Annotated in this window: 15 protein-coding genes; 7 read left to right on the forward strand and 8 right to left on the reverse strand. The window is 38.4% G+C overall.

What is annotated here, in order from left to right; translation table 11 throughout:
- Positions 1 to 55: 55 nt before the first annotated feature.
- The gene (gene msrA / locus ACT3S9_RS07660) at positions 56 to 1,300 is read right to left on the reverse strand and encodes a peptide-methionine (S)-S-oxide reductase MsrA (protein WP_441835036.1); all 1,245 of its coding nucleotides are present in this window, start codon (positions 1,298 to 1,300) and stop codon (positions 56 to 58) included.
- A 214-nt stretch (positions 1,301 to 1,514) separates the two neighbouring features.
- Between msrA and ACT3S9_RS07665 the strand changes: the two genes are divergently transcribed.
- The 5 genes from ACT3S9_RS07665 to ACT3S9_RS07685 all read left to right on the forward strand — a co-directional run bounded on the left by ACT3S9_RS07665 (position 1,515) and on the right by ACT3S9_RS07685 (position 7,615).
- On the forward strand, positions 1,515 to 3,032 hold the full coding sequence (locus tag ACT3S9_RS07665) for a leucyl aminopeptidase (RefSeq protein WP_441835018.1): 1,518 nt from the start codon (positions 1,515 to 1,517) through the stop codon (positions 3,030 to 3,032).
- A gap of 217 nt (positions 3,033 to 3,249) precedes the next feature.
- Complete coding sequence (gene pxpB, locus ACT3S9_RS07670; protein ID WP_441835019.1) at positions 3,250 to 3,906, forward strand: 5-oxoprolinase subunit PxpB; 657 nt, start codon at positions 3,250 to 3,252, stop codon at positions 3,904 to 3,906.
- Positions 3,907 to 3,908: 2 nt separating this feature from the next.
- The gene (locus tag ACT3S9_RS07675; protein ID WP_441835020.1) at positions 3,909 to 4,844 is read left to right on the forward strand and encodes a biotin-dependent carboxyltransferase family protein; all 936 of its coding nucleotides are present in this window, start codon (positions 3,909 to 3,911) and stop codon (positions 4,842 to 4,844) included.
- Between the two features lie 265 nt (positions 4,845 to 5,109).
- Positions 5,110 to 6,783 carry an asparagine synthase B gene (gene asnB, locus ACT3S9_RS07680; protein ID WP_441835021.1) on the forward strand — a complete coding sequence of 558 codons (1,674 nt, stop codon included), beginning with the start codon at positions 5,110 to 5,112 and terminating at the stop codon, positions 6,781 to 6,783.
- Positions 6,767 to 7,615: a PhzF family phenazine biosynthesis protein gene (locus tag ACT3S9_RS07685; protein ID WP_441835022.1), complete on the forward strand. Its 849-nt coding sequence runs from the start codon at positions 6,767 to 6,769 to the stop codon at positions 7,613 to 7,615. Before asnB ends, ACT3S9_RS07685 begins: the two co-directional genes overlap by 17 nt.
- Before the next feature lie 77 nt (positions 7,616 to 7,692).
- Here the strand turns inward: ACT3S9_RS07685 and ACT3S9_RS07690 are convergent, their stop codons facing one another.
- Genes ACT3S9_RS07690 through ACT3S9_RS07700 form a run of 3 tightly spaced genes read right to left on the reverse strand, consistent with a single transcriptional unit; the run spans position 7,693 to position 9,071 of the window.
- On the reverse strand, positions 7,693 to 8,073 hold the full coding sequence (locus tag ACT3S9_RS07690; protein ID WP_441835023.1) for a DUF2750 domain-containing protein: 381 nt from the start codon (positions 8,071 to 8,073) through the stop codon (positions 7,693 to 7,695).
- A 59-nt stretch (positions 8,074 to 8,132) separates the two neighbouring features.
- Positions 8,133 to 8,540 carry a DUF6228 family protein gene (locus ACT3S9_RS07695; protein WP_441835024.1) on the reverse strand — a complete coding sequence of 136 codons (408 nt, stop codon included), beginning with the start codon at positions 8,538 to 8,540 and terminating at the stop codon, positions 8,133 to 8,135.
- A 51-nt stretch (positions 8,541 to 8,591) separates the two neighbouring features.
- On the reverse strand, positions 8,592 to 9,071 hold the full coding sequence (locus tag ACT3S9_RS07700) for a YcxB family protein (protein WP_441994544.1): 480 nt from the start codon (positions 9,069 to 9,071) through the stop codon (positions 8,592 to 8,594).
- A gap of 320 nt (positions 9,072 to 9,391) precedes the next feature.
- Here ACT3S9_RS07700 and ACT3S9_RS07705 point away from each other — a divergent pair, with 320 nt between their 5' ends.
- Positions 9,392 to 9,796: a DUF6678 family protein gene (locus ACT3S9_RS07705; protein ID WP_441835026.1), complete on the forward strand. Its 405-nt coding sequence runs from the start codon at positions 9,392 to 9,394 to the stop codon at positions 9,794 to 9,796.
- A 77-nt stretch (positions 9,797 to 9,873) separates the two neighbouring features.
- On the opposite strand, the gene egtD is transcribed toward ACT3S9_RS07705, so the two are convergent.
- Together egtD and egtB are read right to left on the reverse strand one after the other, a co-directional pair.
- Positions 9,874 to 10,851, reverse strand: a complete 978-nt coding sequence (gene egtD, locus ACT3S9_RS07710) for an L-histidine N(alpha)-methyltransferase (RefSeq protein WP_441835027.1) — start codon at positions 10,849 to 10,851, stop codon at positions 9,874 to 9,876.
- Positions 10,848 to 12,068, reverse strand: coding sequence for an ergothioneine biosynthesis protein EgtB (gene egtB, locus ACT3S9_RS07715; protein ID WP_441835028.1), 1,221 nt, complete (start codon positions 12,066 to 12,068; stop codon positions 10,848 to 10,850). The genes egtD and egtB overlap by 4 nt, the downstream gene beginning before the upstream one ends.
- A gap of 380 nt (positions 12,069 to 12,448) precedes the next feature.
- On the opposite strand from egtB, the gene ACT3S9_RS07720 reads away from it, so the two are divergent.
- On the forward strand, positions 12,449 to 14,026 hold the full coding sequence (locus ACT3S9_RS07720) for a BCCT family transporter (RefSeq protein ID WP_441835029.1): 1,578 nt from the start codon (positions 12,449 to 12,451) through the stop codon (positions 14,024 to 14,026).
- A gap of 118 nt (positions 14,027 to 14,144) precedes the next feature.
- On the opposite strand, the gene ACT3S9_RS07725 is transcribed toward ACT3S9_RS07720, so the two are convergent.
- The gene (locus ACT3S9_RS07725; RefSeq protein ID WP_441835030.1) at positions 14,145 to 14,849 is read right to left on the reverse strand and encodes a 3'-5' exonuclease; all 705 of its coding nucleotides are present in this window, start codon (positions 14,847 to 14,849) and stop codon (positions 14,145 to 14,147) included.
- On the reverse strand, positions 14,839 to 16,749 hold the full coding sequence (locus ACT3S9_RS07730; RefSeq protein WP_441835031.1) for a DUF294 nucleotidyltransferase-like domain-containing protein: 1,911 nt from the start codon (positions 16,747 to 16,749) through the stop codon (positions 14,839 to 14,841). The genes ACT3S9_RS07725 and ACT3S9_RS07730 overlap by 11 nt, the downstream gene beginning before the upstream one ends.
- Positions 16,750 to 16,752 lie beyond the last annotated feature (3 nt).

The raw sequence follows: 16,752 nt of genomic DNA on the forward strand, positions 1-16,752 counted from the left end.
ACAGCGCTCTATGGCGCTGTTTTTATTTGTCTAAAGCTTTTAAATCTTGTAAAGATTAACTTTCTACCCGCGGCACAAACTCAAGTACTGTAGCGTTTATACAATAACGATCTTGACCCTGTGGCCCTTCGCCTGGGAACATATGTCCTAAATGTATTCCAGATGTTTTAGAACGAATTTCTATACGGCGCATACCCCAGCTATTATCTTCGTGCTCAGTGATATTACTTTCAATAGGATGAGTAAAGGATAACCAACCCGTGCCAGAGTCAAAACGCTCACGAGTATCAAATAAAGCTTCACCACTTAGCTTATCGATAAAAATACCATCCGGTGTATTTTTAAATTCTTTATATTCCTTACAATAAGGCCTATCTGTATCAGAGTCAAAAGCAACATCATAACCTTGACTATTACCTAACTTAAATGCGCCAAGTGCTTTATAAAAATCTTCACTGGTTACATAGCCTTGTCGTCCATAAACTTCTTCTCCATTTTCTATAAACAGTATAGTCGGAGTTGCCCAAGTTGCTGACTTAATTGTTAAACCGTCAAGTTGATCAGCTTTACGAAAAGTAACGGGAATAGAACCTTTATAATCGTTAAGCACCTCTTTTTTAAGCTTTTCACAATAGGGGCAGTAATCACGAGAATCTATAATAACAATGTGTTTTCCAGCTAATAATGCCTTGTTACTTACCTGCTCTTCTTGACGTTTTTCAAACACTACGCCAGTTGAGTGATCAGGGCAATATCCATTAGGGTTTTTGACCAAATAGTTTTGGTGATACTCCTCAGCCGGATAAAACGTAGTTAGCGGTTTAATGATTGTTTTAATTTCACCATAACCTGCTGCGGTAAGCTTTTTCTGATACTCATCTTTGATTGTATTTGCAGTAGCAAGTTGTTCAGAGCTGGAAGTCAGAACGGTTGAGCGATATTGCGTACCAATATCGTTGCCCTGACGATTTTTTTTAGTTGGATCATGGCCTTCAAAATAATTTTTCAATAAAGCTTCTGCGCTGATGATGGTACTATTAAAGGTAACTTTAACTACCTCAGCGTAATTATTTTCATCGTGCCTACGTGACGCTTTTGTAATTTCACGGTAACTAGCACGAAATCCGCTCCCATCTGCATAACCAGATTGTGCATCCAGTACGCCGTTTAATGCTTCGTAGCGTTTCTCTGCGCCCCAGAAACAACCAGAACCTAGTACCAATGTTTGCACATGCATGGTGGCTTGTGTTTTGCTGTTTTGAGCTGCGGTAGAGGAAAAAGTAACACCTGTACTGCCAATAACAAACAGAATAAAACCTGCCTTTGTTAATTTATTCAATATATTAATTCCTTACTAGGTAATTGCTTATTTTAGTAGACCATGCATTAAACAACTTTATTTCAAATTTATACTGCTTTAATCGCTAATTTTTGCACACTCAGCGTGTATAACTTAACCTTGTAGTCTAATTAAGGTACAACCCCTGATATTATAATTAAAAGGTATCATTATCATGAGTAAACTATTTAAAGCATCGGCTTTAGCACTAACAATGACATTAAGTACGCAGCTTAACGCCGCTGAGTTCAACTTTTCATCGAGCATTAATGACGAGGCGCAAGCGCTGGTCGTTTTTTATAGTAAAAATGAACAGCAGTACTCTTTAAGTACCCAAGATAAGCAACTTACAGAGCAGCTTAAGCGAGCAATTGAAATTGAAAAATTTACTGGCAAACTTGGCAGCGTAGTTGAGCTGTTAGCCCCGCACGACAGCGGTTTCGAACGTATACTGATTGTCGGCACTGGTGAACAAGACTCTTTTGATAAAGCGGCGGCAGCAAAGTTAGGAGGAGATATTCATGCTCGCCTACTAAAAAATAAAACGACAACAGCAAGTGTTGCATTTGAAGGTATAAAAGGAACTATTAATAATAGTGATTTAGCTGCAAACTTTGCTCATGGTATCAACTTACGTGATCATCGCTTTGAAAAATACAAACAAAAACCGAGCATAAATACAGTTAACTATACCTTTGATGTTAACGATTCTAAAACCACTGATAAGATGTATTCAGTACTTAAAAGCATTCAAGCTGGTGTTTTCTTGGCGCGAGACTTAACCTCTGAAGTTCCCACTGAAATGACCCCTGTTGATTTTGCGAATGCGGCTAAAAAACTTCAAGAATTAGGGGTTGAGGTAAAGGTTTTAGAACCCTCAAAAATGAAAGAGCTTGGCATGGGAGCACTTGAAGCTGTTGGCCGTGGTAGCGAACAAGGATCACGACTCATTGTTGCACACTACAAAGGCTCAAATGATACTCCTATTGCTTTAGTCGGAAAAGGAATTACCTTTGACTCTGGTGGTTATAGTATAAAGACTGGCTCGTCAATTGCGCGGATGAAATCGGACATGGCAGGTGCTGCTGCGGTATTAGGCACCGTAAAAGCAATGGCCTTAGCCAAAGCGGACAAGAATGTTGTAGCCGTAATGGGCATGGCAGCTAATATGGTCTCACAGTTTTCTGTCGCACCAGGTGATGTAGTTAATACTGCTGAAGGATTAAGTGTAGAAATTTTAAATACTGACGCTGAAGGACGCTTAGTGTTGAGCGACGCAATGTGGTATGCACGTGAGTACTATAAACCTGAGATTATGGTTGATATAGCGACGTTAACAGGGTCAAAAATTGGCGCTGTAGGAAACGATTACGCAGCAGTATTTTCTTCAGATGATGAACTTGTGACTGAATTAACCTTTGCGGGTAAACAAGTGAATGAAAATTTATGGCGCTTACCTTTAGGCTATAAAGAAACCCTTGAGTCACCTATTGCTGACCTTACAAATATTGGTTCTAGCGGTCCTGGGGCAACAACAGCAGCAAGCTTTTTAGAGCATTTCGCTGGAGAAACTCGCTGGGTACACCTTGATATAGCTGGTAATGCGCTAGCGACTAAAGGTAAAGGAGAAATCTCACCAGGAGGTACAGGTTACGGAGTTCGTTTATTAAGTGAATGGCTATTAAAAGACTAAAGCCATTTGACTGCGCATAAGTGTTAGGCTTACATTTATGCGTAGTCACTTATATATACCCAAACAGCCTCAAAATGTCTTGCCTAAATCACTTTTTAATTCTAACTGAAACTCACATCTTTAGATCGCTTGGATATATAACAATAAATAACGCTATCAACATTTTATGTCATTTGTGTTAGCTTAGTTTAATCAATTATTAATAAAGTTATAAGTGATGACTAAAGACTTAAGCGTAGCTACCTATATTCTTAGTAATAACAGCTTACTTTTAGATGCAACACATCTTGGTGATAACATCTTATCGATTCAAAAAAAAATTTGGGCTTTGGTTGCCAAATGTAATGAATCTAAAGCTTTTGTAGATGTAGTCCCTGCAATGAATTCATTAACCGTGTATTTAATAAATAGTGATGAGCTAACTTTTTGGCAAACGACCTTAACAAATTGGTGGCAAGAAGTAGATGAAAAGCAGCATCAAGGTTCGCACCACAAAATAATAACCCGCTATGGTGGTGTTCATGGCCCTGATTTAGATTACGTTGCACAAGTACATAAATTATCGGTATCTCAAGTTATCCAATTACACAGCCAGGTACATTATCAGGTGTTGTTTTTAGGCTTCCAACCAGGTTTTGCTTATTTACACGGGCTCGATAAGAAGCTCACCACCCCAAGACGCAGCGAGCCACGCACCCGCGTACCAAAAGGCTCGGTTGCTATTGGTGCCAATCAAACCGCTATTTATCCTGCTGACTCACCTGGAGGCTGGCATATTATTGGTCATACAAATCATCCTTTATTTGACACCAGTAAAGAAACACCTTGCACTATAGCACCCGGTGACACACTAGAATTTGTAGTTGAGGATTAACCATGCTGACAATTATTAAACCTGGAATACAAATGAGTGTACAAGATGCTGGCCGCGCAGGTTTTCGACACCTTGGCGTGGCTAAATCAGGTGTACTTGATAAGTATTCACAAATTATTGCTAATCGACTTGTTGATAATACTGATAATGCCCCGGTAATTGAAATTACTTTAGGTTTAGCTGAATTAAAATTCCAATGCGACACGAGCATTGCTTTACAAGGCGCTGACTTAAAAGCAAAACTGGATGACACCCCCATTTACCCCGGCTGGCGACATGAAGTAAAACAAGGTCAAACGCTTACCTTTGCCTCTGCACGTAATGGATTTAGGTGTTATTTAGCTGTTAAAGGCGGTATTGATGTGTCAACTGTGATGAATAGCGCATCAACTGATTTAGGCGCTGATTTTGGCGGCTTCAATTCTCGCGCATTGGCAAGCGATGATAAGCTTACGTTTGGAAACTTCAATACACAACCCAACCCTCAACCAGAAAAAGGGGCTATGGCTCCGGCTAAACGTCGTATTATTCGTCTGCATTCCAGCGCCCACAGTGAACTTATTGGCAAGGAAAAACTCAATGAGTTTATTAATAAAAAATGGCAAATTACCCCGCAAAGTAACCGCATGGGGCTACGTTTATCTGCTGCCAACATATCTCTTGAGCATAACCATTCACTGCCATCATTAGGCGTTGAACCAGGGAGCATTCAACTACCGCCTAATGGTGAACCCATTATATTACTTAATGACTGTCAAACGACTGGTGGTTACCCGTTACTCGGTACCGTAATAAGCGCAGATCTACATCAGTTTGCACAGTTTAAAACGGGTGATAATGTACAATTTGAATATGTTGATTTAGCAACTGCTGAGAAAGCCCAGCGAAAACTAGACAGCCATTTAAACCAATGGATGATTGCTTTACAAAAAAATTAATTATCAACGCACCAAAATGGCGCGCACTGCATAGTAAAATGTGTAGTGATAGCGCCGAAAGTGCTCACAATCGGTCTAGTAAATTCAAATGGCGAAATAACCCCCTCACCACCGACTATTTTGGTGCACCTAGCACTATAGTGGTGCATTAATTATTCTATATTTTTTCTAAAAGCTATGTGACTTAGTTAAATATTTCTGTTAAAACAAAGGTTAGCAGTTAGCGAATGGTTAGCTGCACACATAATTGGAATGAGGAGTCACTATGTGTTCAATTTTTGGGGTATTAGATATAAAGTCTGATCCTAGCAAATTGCGAAGCCAAGCAATTGAAATGTCAAAATTACTACGTCATCGCGGACCTGACTGGTCAGGTGTTTATTCATCAGACAAAGCTATTTTAGTGCACGAACGTTTAGCTATTGTCGGCGTATCAAGTGGTGCACAGCCTTTATATAACCCAGAAAAAACAAATATTTTAGCTGTTAATGGTGAAATTTATAACCACAAAGAGCTAGCAGCAAATTTAGAAACCGATTTCACTTTTCAAACCCAATCTGACTGTGAAGTTATTTTAGCCCTATATAAACAAAAAGGGCCTGAGTTTTTAGATGACCTAAATGGCATTTTTGCTTTTTGCTTATACGATGAAGAGCAAGACGCCTACCTTATTGGACGCGACCATATCGGTATTATCCCGCTTTATACTGGGCATGACGAGCATGGTAACTTTTATGTTGCCTCTGAACTCAAAGCATTATCGCCTATTTGTAAGCAGATTGAAGAGTTTCCACCTGGTCATTACCTTTACAGTAAAGATGGTGAGCTTAAGCCTTATTACAAACGTGATTGGGAAACATTCGATGCAGTTAAAGATAACAGCGCACAAGCCCAAGACGTTAAAGAAGCATTAGAGGCGGCCGTAAAACGCCAGTTAATGTGTGATGTACCTTACGGTGTATTACTTTCTGGTGGTTTAGACTCTTCTGTAATTTCAGCAATCACACAGCGCTTTGCTGCTAAACGTGTTGAAGATAACGACGAAAGCGATGCATGGTGGCCAAGACTTCATTCGTTTTCTGTTGGTCTTGAAGGTTCACCGGATTTAGCTGCAGCACAAAAAGTAGCTGATAAGATTGGTACAATTCACCACCCTATCCATTTTACGATTCAAGAAGGTATAGACGCGCTTAAAGAAGTGATTTACCACATTGAAACTTATGATGTAACAACAATTCGTGCATCAACCCCAATGTATTTAATGGCTCGTCAAATTAAAGCTATGGGTATTAAAATGGTACTATCAGGCGAAGGCGCTGATGAATTATTTGGTGGTTACTTGTATTTTCATAAGGCGCCTAATGCAAAAGAGTTTCATGAAGAACTTAATCGCAAAGTATCAAAACTACATATGTTTGACTGCCTACGCGCCAATAAATCAATGGCGGCTTGGGGAGTTGAAGCACGAGTTCCTTTCTTAGATAAAGAATTTGTTGATACCGCCATGCGTATAAATCCAGAAGCAAAGATGTGTATAGATGAAAAAATCGAAAAACATATATTACGCGAAGGCTTTGAAGGTTACTTACCTGATGAAGTTTTATGGCGCCAAAAAGAGCAGTTTTCTGATGGCGTAGGTTACAGCTGGATAGATACTTTAAAGGAATATGTCGCTGAACAAGTAAGTGACCAAGACTTAGCTAACGCCCACTTCAAGTATCCTATTAATACGCCTGATTCAAAAGAAGCATATTTTTATCGCCGTATTTTTGAATCACACTTTCCAGGTGATGCCGCGGCTAAATGCGTACCACACGGTAAGTCTGTCGCATGTTCGACTCCTGAAGCGCTAGCTTGGGATGCATCATTTCAAAACAATGCAGATCCTTCAGGCCGTGCCTCAGGTATTCACAACGACGCCTATGCCCAAAAGAAATAATAAGTATCCTTACTTATTAGCCGGCTCACTGCACAAAGCAACCCGCTTTGTGCAGTTTGTGGGTATAGAGCGTGTTTTTTATCATACAAAGACACACCAACAAGGTTCATCTGCATTAATTGTTATTTATACACATGGATTGACTACATTCATGATGCAGAAAATAGCAAAAAAAACAGATCAACCCGCCACTGTTTTTTTAAATAAAGCCGATATATCCAAACCAAAATGTGCAATTAGGTGGTTTAATCCAAATAAAGAAATTCTTCGCTGCGGTCACGGTACATTAGCGGCGGCCTATTTTTTAAAAAAATACCAAGGGTATTGTCCGGCTGTATTTAGAAGGGGTAAAGGGATTGTAAGTAATGAAGAGTTTAAGATAATAAGTCAAAATGGCGCATTACAACTTCAACTAGCACCTATCATCAGTAACACTATTAACAATATTGAGATATTATCAAAAGCAGTTCCGGTAACTTTAAAGAGGCTTTATCAAACAACTGGCCATGAGGGTTATACAACGGCGTTAATTGATAGTGAAGTATCCCTAAAAAATTTAAAGGTTAACGTGGAACAGCTGAAGCTCCACCCTTTCGCTTTAATTATTTTACAAAAAACGAAAAACAAACGACATCAGACGCAATGGAGGTTTAGGTATTTTGCACCTTATTTTGGCGTCAACGAAGATAATGCAACAGGTTCAGCACTGAGTATAATAGCACCTATCATAAAATCACTAAGCGCCCAAACTCACGCCGTACTAATACAGGAGTCACCGAGCGGTGCTGTTATTAATTATCAATTAAAAAATAATGTCATCAATATCAGTTAACCTAGCACTTTTTATATAGCTATAAAGTACTCCTTTTAATAGCAAATGTGTCAATTTAAAGCTCAACATTATTTAATTTAAACGTATTGAGAGGTTTCTTGGTTTAAAAGTTCACTTAATACATCAGGTTCAATTTCATCAAATACCCATTGTTGGTTTGGAAACACTGCTATATTAATACTTTCGTTTTTAAAAAGTGGTAACCAGTAATCTATAAATTCATGTAACGATAGTTCACATACAGCGTAGTTCTCAATGCTATTTGTGAAAACGTCTGCATAATCGGGATGCGGCCACACAGGAACCGATTTCATGCCTTCAGCATTTATACAAAAAAAGAAACCGTCATCATTTTTCACACCCCAGAGTTGTTCCCAATCTGCGACTCGCTCAATAAAATGGCGACTGCGTTTTTCAGCACTTAAAGATAACACTGCACTGAATTGATGCTCATTCATTTTATATGGCATAAAAACCAAACGCTCACTATATAAATTAATACAACAAATTGTAAATTTTATTCTATTACTGTTGGATGAAAAAAGGTTTCTGCTTCAGAAATCAAATGCTCTAATTGTCCAGACTCTATAATAAGTGAAACTTGGGTACTCCAAAAAGGCTCCCACGTCCCTGTACATAGTTTTGCTGTTAAAGTTATATGGCCTGTTTTGTCAGAAGTTGCGAAAAGCTGAAACTCCCCTTCGAGGGCACTCCAGGATTTTTCACCTTCCCAGCCATTTCTATTTTGAAATAACTGATTGAAAAAATCTATCGGACTTTCACCGTATACATGATTAGTAACACGAATATTAGCACTTAATTCGTTCCCGATTAAGGATACACAATAAAAATCAACCCAGCCTTGGGAATTAACTTCTGGTGAATGTAATTCTATTGATATATTTTCTGTTGAGGTTATTTTCATTTGTATTGCTATAGTTTCCTATTGTAATTAGTAATTTAACTTACAATCTAATTAGGTTAATTCAGCAGGACCAACTTTTTCGCTCATTAAAGCTATAAAATCGTCATGCTCTGTTACAGCTCGTTTAGGTATTATATGAAAAAACTGATTGCTAATATAAATTAAGTAAAGATCTGGAGTATTAGCCCATTTATGAATCTCTTCCCATGTAAACTTACTGATTGTTTGGGAGTTCTTATGGGTAACATACTCAGGAGTTAATTCAACTTCAGTATAACTTGCTATCGCCTTATTTTGCGTAAAATGCTTTTTACTAATATAAGGCATGAGCCAAAGCTGGGCACCTAAGAAGCCTAAAAAGCCAAATACCAACGGTGTGAAAAACAATAAATACATGCCTGTTAGTAAACCCGCAACGAAAAAAATGCTTCCCATAGTTAGATAGATAGGTAGTAAAATTTTATTGTTTTTAACGCTTATTTTGACCGCTTGGTGAAACTCGGATTCTTTTAATGTATATTCAATTTTCAAACTTTAACCCTTTTTATGATTTATTTAATGTGCAAGTTTTATGAACCAAATGGTTTAGTGAGTTATTGATAAACACTTCTAACATTAATTTACCGAACGTACGCCCCATAGGTTTGACTATTTCATACAGGCTTTTGTTAATTATATAAATTTCCAACTTAGTCTAAACTGAATAGCTTACTGTTTACATAACCTTGGTAATCATACATGCTGTTCTTATAAAGCGCTGTCATTCATGTTTCATATTATATTGTGCCCTAATGGCTGTTTATGTTTGATAACACAGCAATCGTAAACTAAACCGTAAAGAGGCTTAATCATTGAGTAAAGTACAACAAAGAATCGACTCTGCAATTGCTAATTATTCTGTCGCTTTGATGAATAATACTAAATGGAAGCATGTTTTCAAAAAGCTAACAGAGTTTCAAATGATATTTCAAATAGCTTTTGTACGTGAGCATAAGTACGGATCATTACAAAAGATTCATACGTTAGATGTTATTGATGACCACTTAGCAGATGGGTGTGTATGCGGGGGACCTACGTACTTTAAGGAAATATATGCAGTGAAAATAATACGCTTTAACAAAAGCCAAAATGCTGCAACGGGAAGGTACGAGAATACAACAACATCAAGCAATGCATTTTTAGATAGCCTGCAAGCATTTGGTAGGTTCCCGATAGAAATAACCGAGGAAAATATTTATATACACGGGTATCAATAAGGTAACTACCGCTTGGTGAATTAAACACTCAGCTACAACAAACTATAACTGACTACGATTAGCTAAGCTTAATAGACTCAAATTGGCCTTAATAGGCATAAGGCAAAGTAGTTCTTATCATCTTGCCAGGTATTCTCTAATGACAAATTGGCTTGTTTGGCTAAGTTATTAAATGATTCGAGTGTGTACTTGTGCGAATTTTCAGTGTGTATACTCTCTCCTTTTTCAAACCTAACTGATTGACCATCAATAGTAACTGTTTGTGCGATATCACTGACTAAATGCATTTCTATACGACTATGTTGCTCATTAAAGCGCGATTCATGGCTAAAATGCTCGAGCATGAAAGTACCACCTAATTCATTATTAATACGCTGCAATAAATTTTTGTTAAATGCAGCAGTAATCCCCGCTTTATCGTCATAGGCATCAAGAAGCACTTGCCTTTGTTTAACCAAATCAATTCCGACCAATACATAGCCGCCTACACCACACAATCGGTTAAAGTTTTTTAAGATCTCGATTGCTTTTACTGGTGAGAAGTTGCCAATAGTAGAACCTGGAAAGTACACTAAGTTGGTCTGATTATCTAATGCATGCTCTACTGATAACTGTTTTACCATGTGACTGTCAGTAAAATCACCAAGCAATGGGCTGATTGCCAATGTTGGAAATAACGGGCCTAAATGTGCAAGAGAATAGTTCAACATTTCTGCAGATATTTCAAAAGGTACAAAATTTTTAACGGCTTTTAAATGTGCCAGTAAATAAGCAATTTTTTTGCCTGAGCCACAGCCTGGCTCTATTATTGATAAATTATCTGGCAATAACTGTGCAATAGCTTGGCTATGCTTAGTTAAAATTGAAAGTTCTGCTCGGGTTACATAATATTCATTTAATTCAGTTATTTGTTCAAAAAGAGCAGCGCCCGCATCATCGTAAAAGTATTTACATGGTAAGTTTTTTTGCTGTTGTACAAGTCCTGTAGTTACATCATTTAAAAAATCATTATCAATCATCTCAGTTAACTTAAAGTCACCTTGAATTTGGTTCATAATTTATCCTTAGCGAGTCTAATTCCGCTTTGCATCCATGCTTGATGTGCATAGTAAAAGTTACGATAGCTAACACGTAAGTGTTTATCTGGAGTTAGTGCGCAACCACCACGTAGTACCATTTGGTTACTCATAAACTTTCCGTTGTACTCACCAGCAACACCAGCAATAGGTTGAAATCCGGGATAGGGTAAATAACTACTGTTTGTCCATTGCCAACAGCAATCATCCAACTGAGAAAATAAAGCACGCTCAGGCGAACTCGCCGCTCGCTCCCACTCAAACTCAGTAGGCAGACGAGCATCGGCAAAGGCCGCATAAGCACTGGCTTCATAAAAAGAAACATGTGAAACAGGGGCATTTAAATCAAGTTTTTTTAAGCCATGTAAAGTAAACTCAAACCAACACCCTTCTATTAAATGCCAATAAAGCGGTGCTTTAGTATCGAGTGTATTAATATGTGCCCACCCATCACTTAGCCAATACTCTGGATTCTGATAGCCTTTCGCTTCTATAAAGGCTAAGTATTCACCATTTGTTACCAGCCTATTAGCTAAACTAAAGTCATGGCTCAATACTTGGTGGCAAGGTCTCTCATTGTCATAACTAAAGCCTTCACTCATCGCTCCAATATTAATTATAGATTGGTCAAAGTCGTAAAATACCATTGCAGATGATGAAGTGTGTTTACTGGGTTTATCGTCATTTTTGCGGTAGCTTGGAAAAATAGGGTTAACTGAAAAGTTATACTTTATATCCATTAACATTAATTCTTGGTGCTGCTGCTCATGATTAATGCCCAACTCAACTATTTCAAAGTGCTCATGATTAACTGTTGCACTTAAAAGTGTGGTTACTTGGTTATCTATATATTCACGATAACTTAGGATATCAGTCAAGCTCGGTCTTGATAAGCAGCCCCGCTGGGCACGACTAAATTGCGAACCAATGCCGTTATAATAAGAATTAAATAACACGGTGTAATATTTATTAAACTCAGTGTAATTGGCCATGTGGGCCTTGAGTAAAAACGTTTCAAAAAACCAACTTGTATGGGCTAAGTGCCACTTGCTAGGACTTACATCTGCCATTGCCTGTAATTGGCAATCCTCTGTTGATAAATCACTTATAATGCTTCGTGTTACTTGTCGCGTTTGTTTAAAACGTAAAATAAGTGACTCGTTGAGTGTCGATGCAGTTATCCTTTGATCTATCATTTTATTATTCTGCCTTTATCCTTGCCTAACTAGAAATAAAATAGGCCTCTATTCTTTTAAATCATATTTAGATGACACCCAGATTAATTGTTTATGCAAAATAGAGCTACCCCATTTATCATAAAAATTATTTATCACTAATTTAGTATAGTAGTAAATAGCTAACAGCTCATTATTTTTTATGAATATTACCTATTATTCAGATATTTAGCAGTGCTACTGTTTACATTTGTAATATACCACCTAAACTAATGGGGCACTTTCAAAATAATTTACCCAATTTTGGTATTATTTTTAAACGACATAACTAGTTTTGACTATATTAGAGTCCTATCAGCTGATCTAGCATCAAAATAGATAGCAACAACAAGAGGTATTACATGAGCGAAAACCATGATAAATACAGTATAGACAATACGGACTATACCGTAGGTCAAGATAATGTGAAAAAGTGGGGGTTTGATGTTCATAATCCCGTTTTTGGGTTCAGTGCGGGCTTAATTATCATTTTTTTACTCGCTGTCTTAATAACTGATGCTGAAACAGCGAAAGCCACCCTTGATGGTATCAAAAAAGATATAATTAATAATTTCGATGGCCTTTTTATGTGGGCTGCGAATTTCTTTGTATTATTTTGTATTGGCTTAATTGTTTCTCCTTACGGGAAAATTCGTTTAGGTGGTGATGAAGCACGCCCTACCTACACTAGATTGTCTTGGATGGCAATGTTATTTGCTGCAGGTATGGGTATTGGTTTAATGTTTTGGGGGGTCGCAGAGCCGCTAGCTTATTATACTGGGTGGTTCGAAACGCCACTGAATGTTGCAGCTAATACACCTGAAGCTGCAAAACTTGCCATGGGAGCAACCATGTTTCATTGGGGTTTACACCCATGGGCAATATACGCAGTAGTGGCCTTATCATTAGCCTTTTTCACATATAATAAAGGATTACCACTTTCAATTCGTTCTATTTTCTTTCCTATCCTAGGTGATAGAGTGTGGGGTTGGCCAGGACATATAATTGATATCTTAGCGGTACTTGCAACCCTATTTGGTCTTGCAACATCCCTAGGATTAGGTGCACAACAAGCCTCTGCTGGTATTAACCATGTATTTGGTACAGATGGTGGCATCGGCTTAGAAATAATTGTCATCGCGGCAGTGACACTACTCGCTGTATTTTCAGTTATTCGTGGTATTGATGGTGGCGTTAAATTATTAAGTAACGTTAATATGGGCCTAGCATTTGTATTATTACTATTTGTTTGTCTAGTAGGTTTTGCTGTTGCAGTGGGCAATCTTCCAAATACTATAATGGGCTATGTTGAAAATATTATTCCTCTTAGTAACCCTCACGGACGTGAAGATGAAGGCTGGATGCATGGCTGGACTGTAGCTTACTGGGCATGGTGGATTTCGTGGTCACCGTTTGTAGGTATGTTCATTGCTCGCGTATCTAGAGGACGTACTATTCGTGAGTTTTTAATTGCAGTATTACTTATCCCAACTCTAGTCACTGTGGTGTGGATGTCTATTTACGGTGGCATTGCGATTGATCAAGTTAAAGAAGGTATTGGCGAATTGGGTCAAAACGGTTTAACCGAGGTACCTCTGGCTATGTTCCAAATGTTTGACGTATTGCCGATGTCGCAAGTACTGTCATTTATTGCAATTGTATTAGTGTTAGTGTTCTTTATCACCTCATCTGATTCTGGGTCGTTGGTTATTGATTCTATCACCGCTGGTGGTAAAGTTGATGCGCCTGTACCTCAACGTATCTTTTGGGCCACCATTGAGGGCGTAATTGCTGCTGCACTCGTTTGGATTGGCGGCACTGAAGCTATTGAAGCATTACAAGCTGGTGCGGTGTCAACAGGCTTACCATTTACTATCGTACTTTTATTAATGTGTGTTAGTTTATTGCTAGGCCTTCGCACAGAGCCTCGCCCTAAATAAGTGATTTAACAAATTAGTAAACAACAAAACGCCGCATTTTTGCGGCGTTTTTTATTGGTATAAATTTATTAATATGAATATGCAGTTTGAAATGTTGCGATATAAATACGCCTCTATATCAAACCCAAAGAGCTGATAGCGGTGTGTCAGGCCGATAATGGTGACATAACTGTGCTTGCAATAACTCTGCGGTTGCCAACGCGTCTGTTAACGCATTATGGCTATTATATGCTGGTAATGAATAGCGCGCACGTGTATCACCTAAGCGTAACGAATCGAGCTTAGTATTAAATATCTTCCCTAATAAGCCTTGTCGTGCTTGTAAAGCGCGCTTTTCAATTTCCATCGTGTCTATAACGGCAAACTCAATACCCTCTCCTAGTCTTGCTAATAAGGCTTTATTTAAAAAATGCCGCTCAATTGCACCAAAATGTACTACTATAATTTTACCGGTTAACGCTGCTAATAACTGATTTAAAATAACACTTAAATCGGGTGCATCATTAACCTCTGAATGAGTTATACCATGTATAACAATCGACTTTTCTTTTAAGTCTTGTCGTGGCTGTACTAACCAATGCGCACTTTCTCGGCAATAAATACGTGCAAGCGTAAACGGCACTAACCCAACGCTTACAATATCATCACTTTTGAAGTTTAGACCGGTCGTCTCAAAATCTAACGCCACCATAGGGACTTCATTAATAGCTAAGTTGCCATCACTTATGCTGTGCTTATAAAAGCTTTGTAACTGTTGATCACAAGCGCTTGCAAATAATTGCTTATAGCGACTATGCCAGTTTACTTTTTGCTTATTTACCATTTAATACTGTCATACTTGTATTGGCCAAATAACTATACTTTAAGTAACTCTGTGCTTTTTCTAAAATAGCAAAGGCTTCTTTTAAGTTGCGCTGTTCAAATGGTGATAGTAAATGCGGGTCTAAATCATTGTCTGGTGCTTCACCCTGTTCTATTTGCCATGCTTGATGACGAATACGCATCATGGCAATGTATTCAAGCGCATCACGTAAGTCTTGTCCTTTGCCCTCAGGTAATAGTTTCGCTGCGATAATATCTTCAAGGCGTTCAAAAGAATTTTGCTTTCTTGAACCCACCGCAAGAGCATGCACTCGAATAACATCCGATAACGGCGCAGTGCCTCGACGCTTTAAATTCATTGCACGTTTATGCTGGCCATTATGCTCAAGTACAAAACCTTTAAAAAAGCCAAGTGGAGGTGTCCTGTTACGCGCATTTGCAGCCATGTTAGCTAAAAACCGTTTGTTTTGTCGCCCCGTTCTTCCCACATAGCTTTTTAGTTCATCGGCCCATTTTAATTTACCCCACACACCATCTAAATCAAAGAAAATGGAGCTATGTAACAGCGATTGTGGTTTAGGCTCTTTAATCCAACTGGCAAACTGCTCGCGCCATTGATCTCGTGTCAGACGCCACTTTTTAAAAGACGCCATTATCTCCCCAGTACAATAGGTATAACCACACAAAGCTAAACCGTCACAAACAAAATCGGATAGTTTTTGAAAGTAGCCATCATGGAGTTTTTCATCAAAGCTATTATCTAAAATCAAAGCGTTATCTTGGTCAGTTACAATCAACTGCTCGTCTCGTGCCATTGAGCCAAGTGCAATAAAGCAATAAGGAACGGGTGGTGGGCCATATTTTTCTTCAGCTAACTGCAGTAATTTTTGTTTAAAGGTACGGCCAATAACAGCCATTGCTGTACCAACCATGTGCGAGTTAGCATCTTCGTTAACCATACGAACAAATACATTGGGTACTTGGCGGGCATAATGAGTTAAGTCCTCAATCGATTGCTGAGCTAATATCCCACGTACTAATAGTAAGCTACTTTGTGACTCGTGACGTAAAATATCCGATAAAGAAATAACACCAATAGGTTTACGTTTATGGACAACAGGTAGATGGTGCAAATTTTCACGAAGCATCGCAAGAACCGCTTCAAACACATAGGCATTAGCATCTAATAAAACTAAGTTTGTTGACATAATTTCATCAGCCCGAGTGTCATACGTCATGCCCTTGGCGATCACTTTACTACGTAAATCTCGGTCTGTAATGATACCCACAACTTGACCATCATCTTCTTCTGGGTCATCGCTTAGTTGTTTTTGTGCATCGGTAACTAAAACTGACGATACCGATTCTTGGGTCATTAATTCAGCAACGTCTCTTATTGAAGCATCATTAGGGGCCGTTACTACCCCTCGATGCAGTAACGATTTAATTTTTGCGGTGGTTAAATCATTACTGTCGGCTTGCTCTAAAATTGCTTGATGCAAGCGCACATTACCATCAGATTCAAAATAATCTGCGAAAGCATCAAACTCACTACAATAATGCTCAAAAAGCTCTGCATTAATGCAATACACTAACGTGTCTTCAAGGGCTTTGGCGGGGAATCGTACTTTACGATTCATTAGTAGTCCCATTTGACCAAAAATTCCACCAATTGCTAAACGATTATATAATTCGCCATCACGGCGATACATTTCCACAGAGCCACTACGAATAATATATAAGTCGGCGATGTCTTCACCAAATTGCAAAATATCAGTACCGGCACGAAAATAACTTACCTCAATTTGTTGAGCGAGCTTGTTAAGCGCTTCAATAGGGAGTTTATCGAATGGCGGATGTACAGTTAAAAATTGTGCTACTTCAAATTGTTCGGTCTGCATAAC

It is taken from the genome of Pseudoalteromonas sp. AOP31-A2-14, from assembly GCF_052378035.1.
GTDB lineage: Bacteria > Pseudomonadota > Gammaproteobacteria > Enterobacterales > Alteromonadaceae > Pseudoalteromonas.

Excerpts from the sequence above, each read along its gene's own strand:
- pxpB (WP_441835019.1), top strand. The coding sequence starts at position 3,250 with ATGACTAAAGACTTAAGCGTAGCTACCTATATTCTTAGTAATAACAGC.
- ACT3S9_RS07690 (WP_441835023.1), bottom strand. The coding sequence starts at position 8,073 with ATGAATGAGCATCAATTCAGTGCAGTGTTATCTTTAAGTGCTGAAAAA.
- egtB (WP_441835028.1), bottom strand. The coding sequence starts at position 12,068 with ATGATAGATCAAAGGATAACTGCATCGACACTCAACGAGTCACTTATT.
- ACT3S9_RS07725 (WP_441835030.1), bottom strand. The coding sequence starts at position 14,849 with ATGGTAAATAAGCAAAAAGTAAACTGGCATAGTCGCTATAAGCAATTA.
- ACT3S9_RS07685 (WP_441835022.1), top strand. The coding sequence starts at position 6,767 with ATGCCCAAAAGAAATAATAAGTATCCTTACTTATTAGCCGGCTCACTG.
- ACT3S9_RS07675 (WP_441835020.1), top strand. The coding sequence starts at position 3,909 with ATGCTGACAATTATTAAACCTGGAATACAAATGAGTGTACAAGATGCT.
- ACT3S9_RS07720 (WP_441835029.1), top strand. The coding sequence starts at position 12,449 with ATGAGCGAAAACCATGATAAATACAGTATAGACAATACGGACTATACC.
- ACT3S9_RS07695 (WP_441835024.1), bottom strand. The coding sequence starts at position 8,540 with ATGAAAATAACCTCAACAGAAAATATATCAATAGAATTACATTCACCA.
- asnB (WP_441835021.1), top strand. The coding sequence starts at position 5,110 with ATGTGTTCAATTTTTGGGGTATTAGATATAAAGTCTGATCCTAGCAAA.
- ACT3S9_RS07730 (WP_441835031.1), bottom strand. The coding sequence starts at position 16,749 with ATGCAGACCGAACAATTTGAAGTAGCACAATTTTTAACTGTACATCCG.
- egtD (WP_441835027.1), bottom strand. The coding sequence starts at position 10,851 with ATGAACCAAATTCAAGGTGACTTTAAGTTAACTGAGATGATTGATAAT.
- ACT3S9_RS07665 (WP_441835018.1), top strand. The coding sequence starts at position 1,515 with ATGAGTAAACTATTTAAAGCATCGGCTTTAGCACTAACAATGACATTA.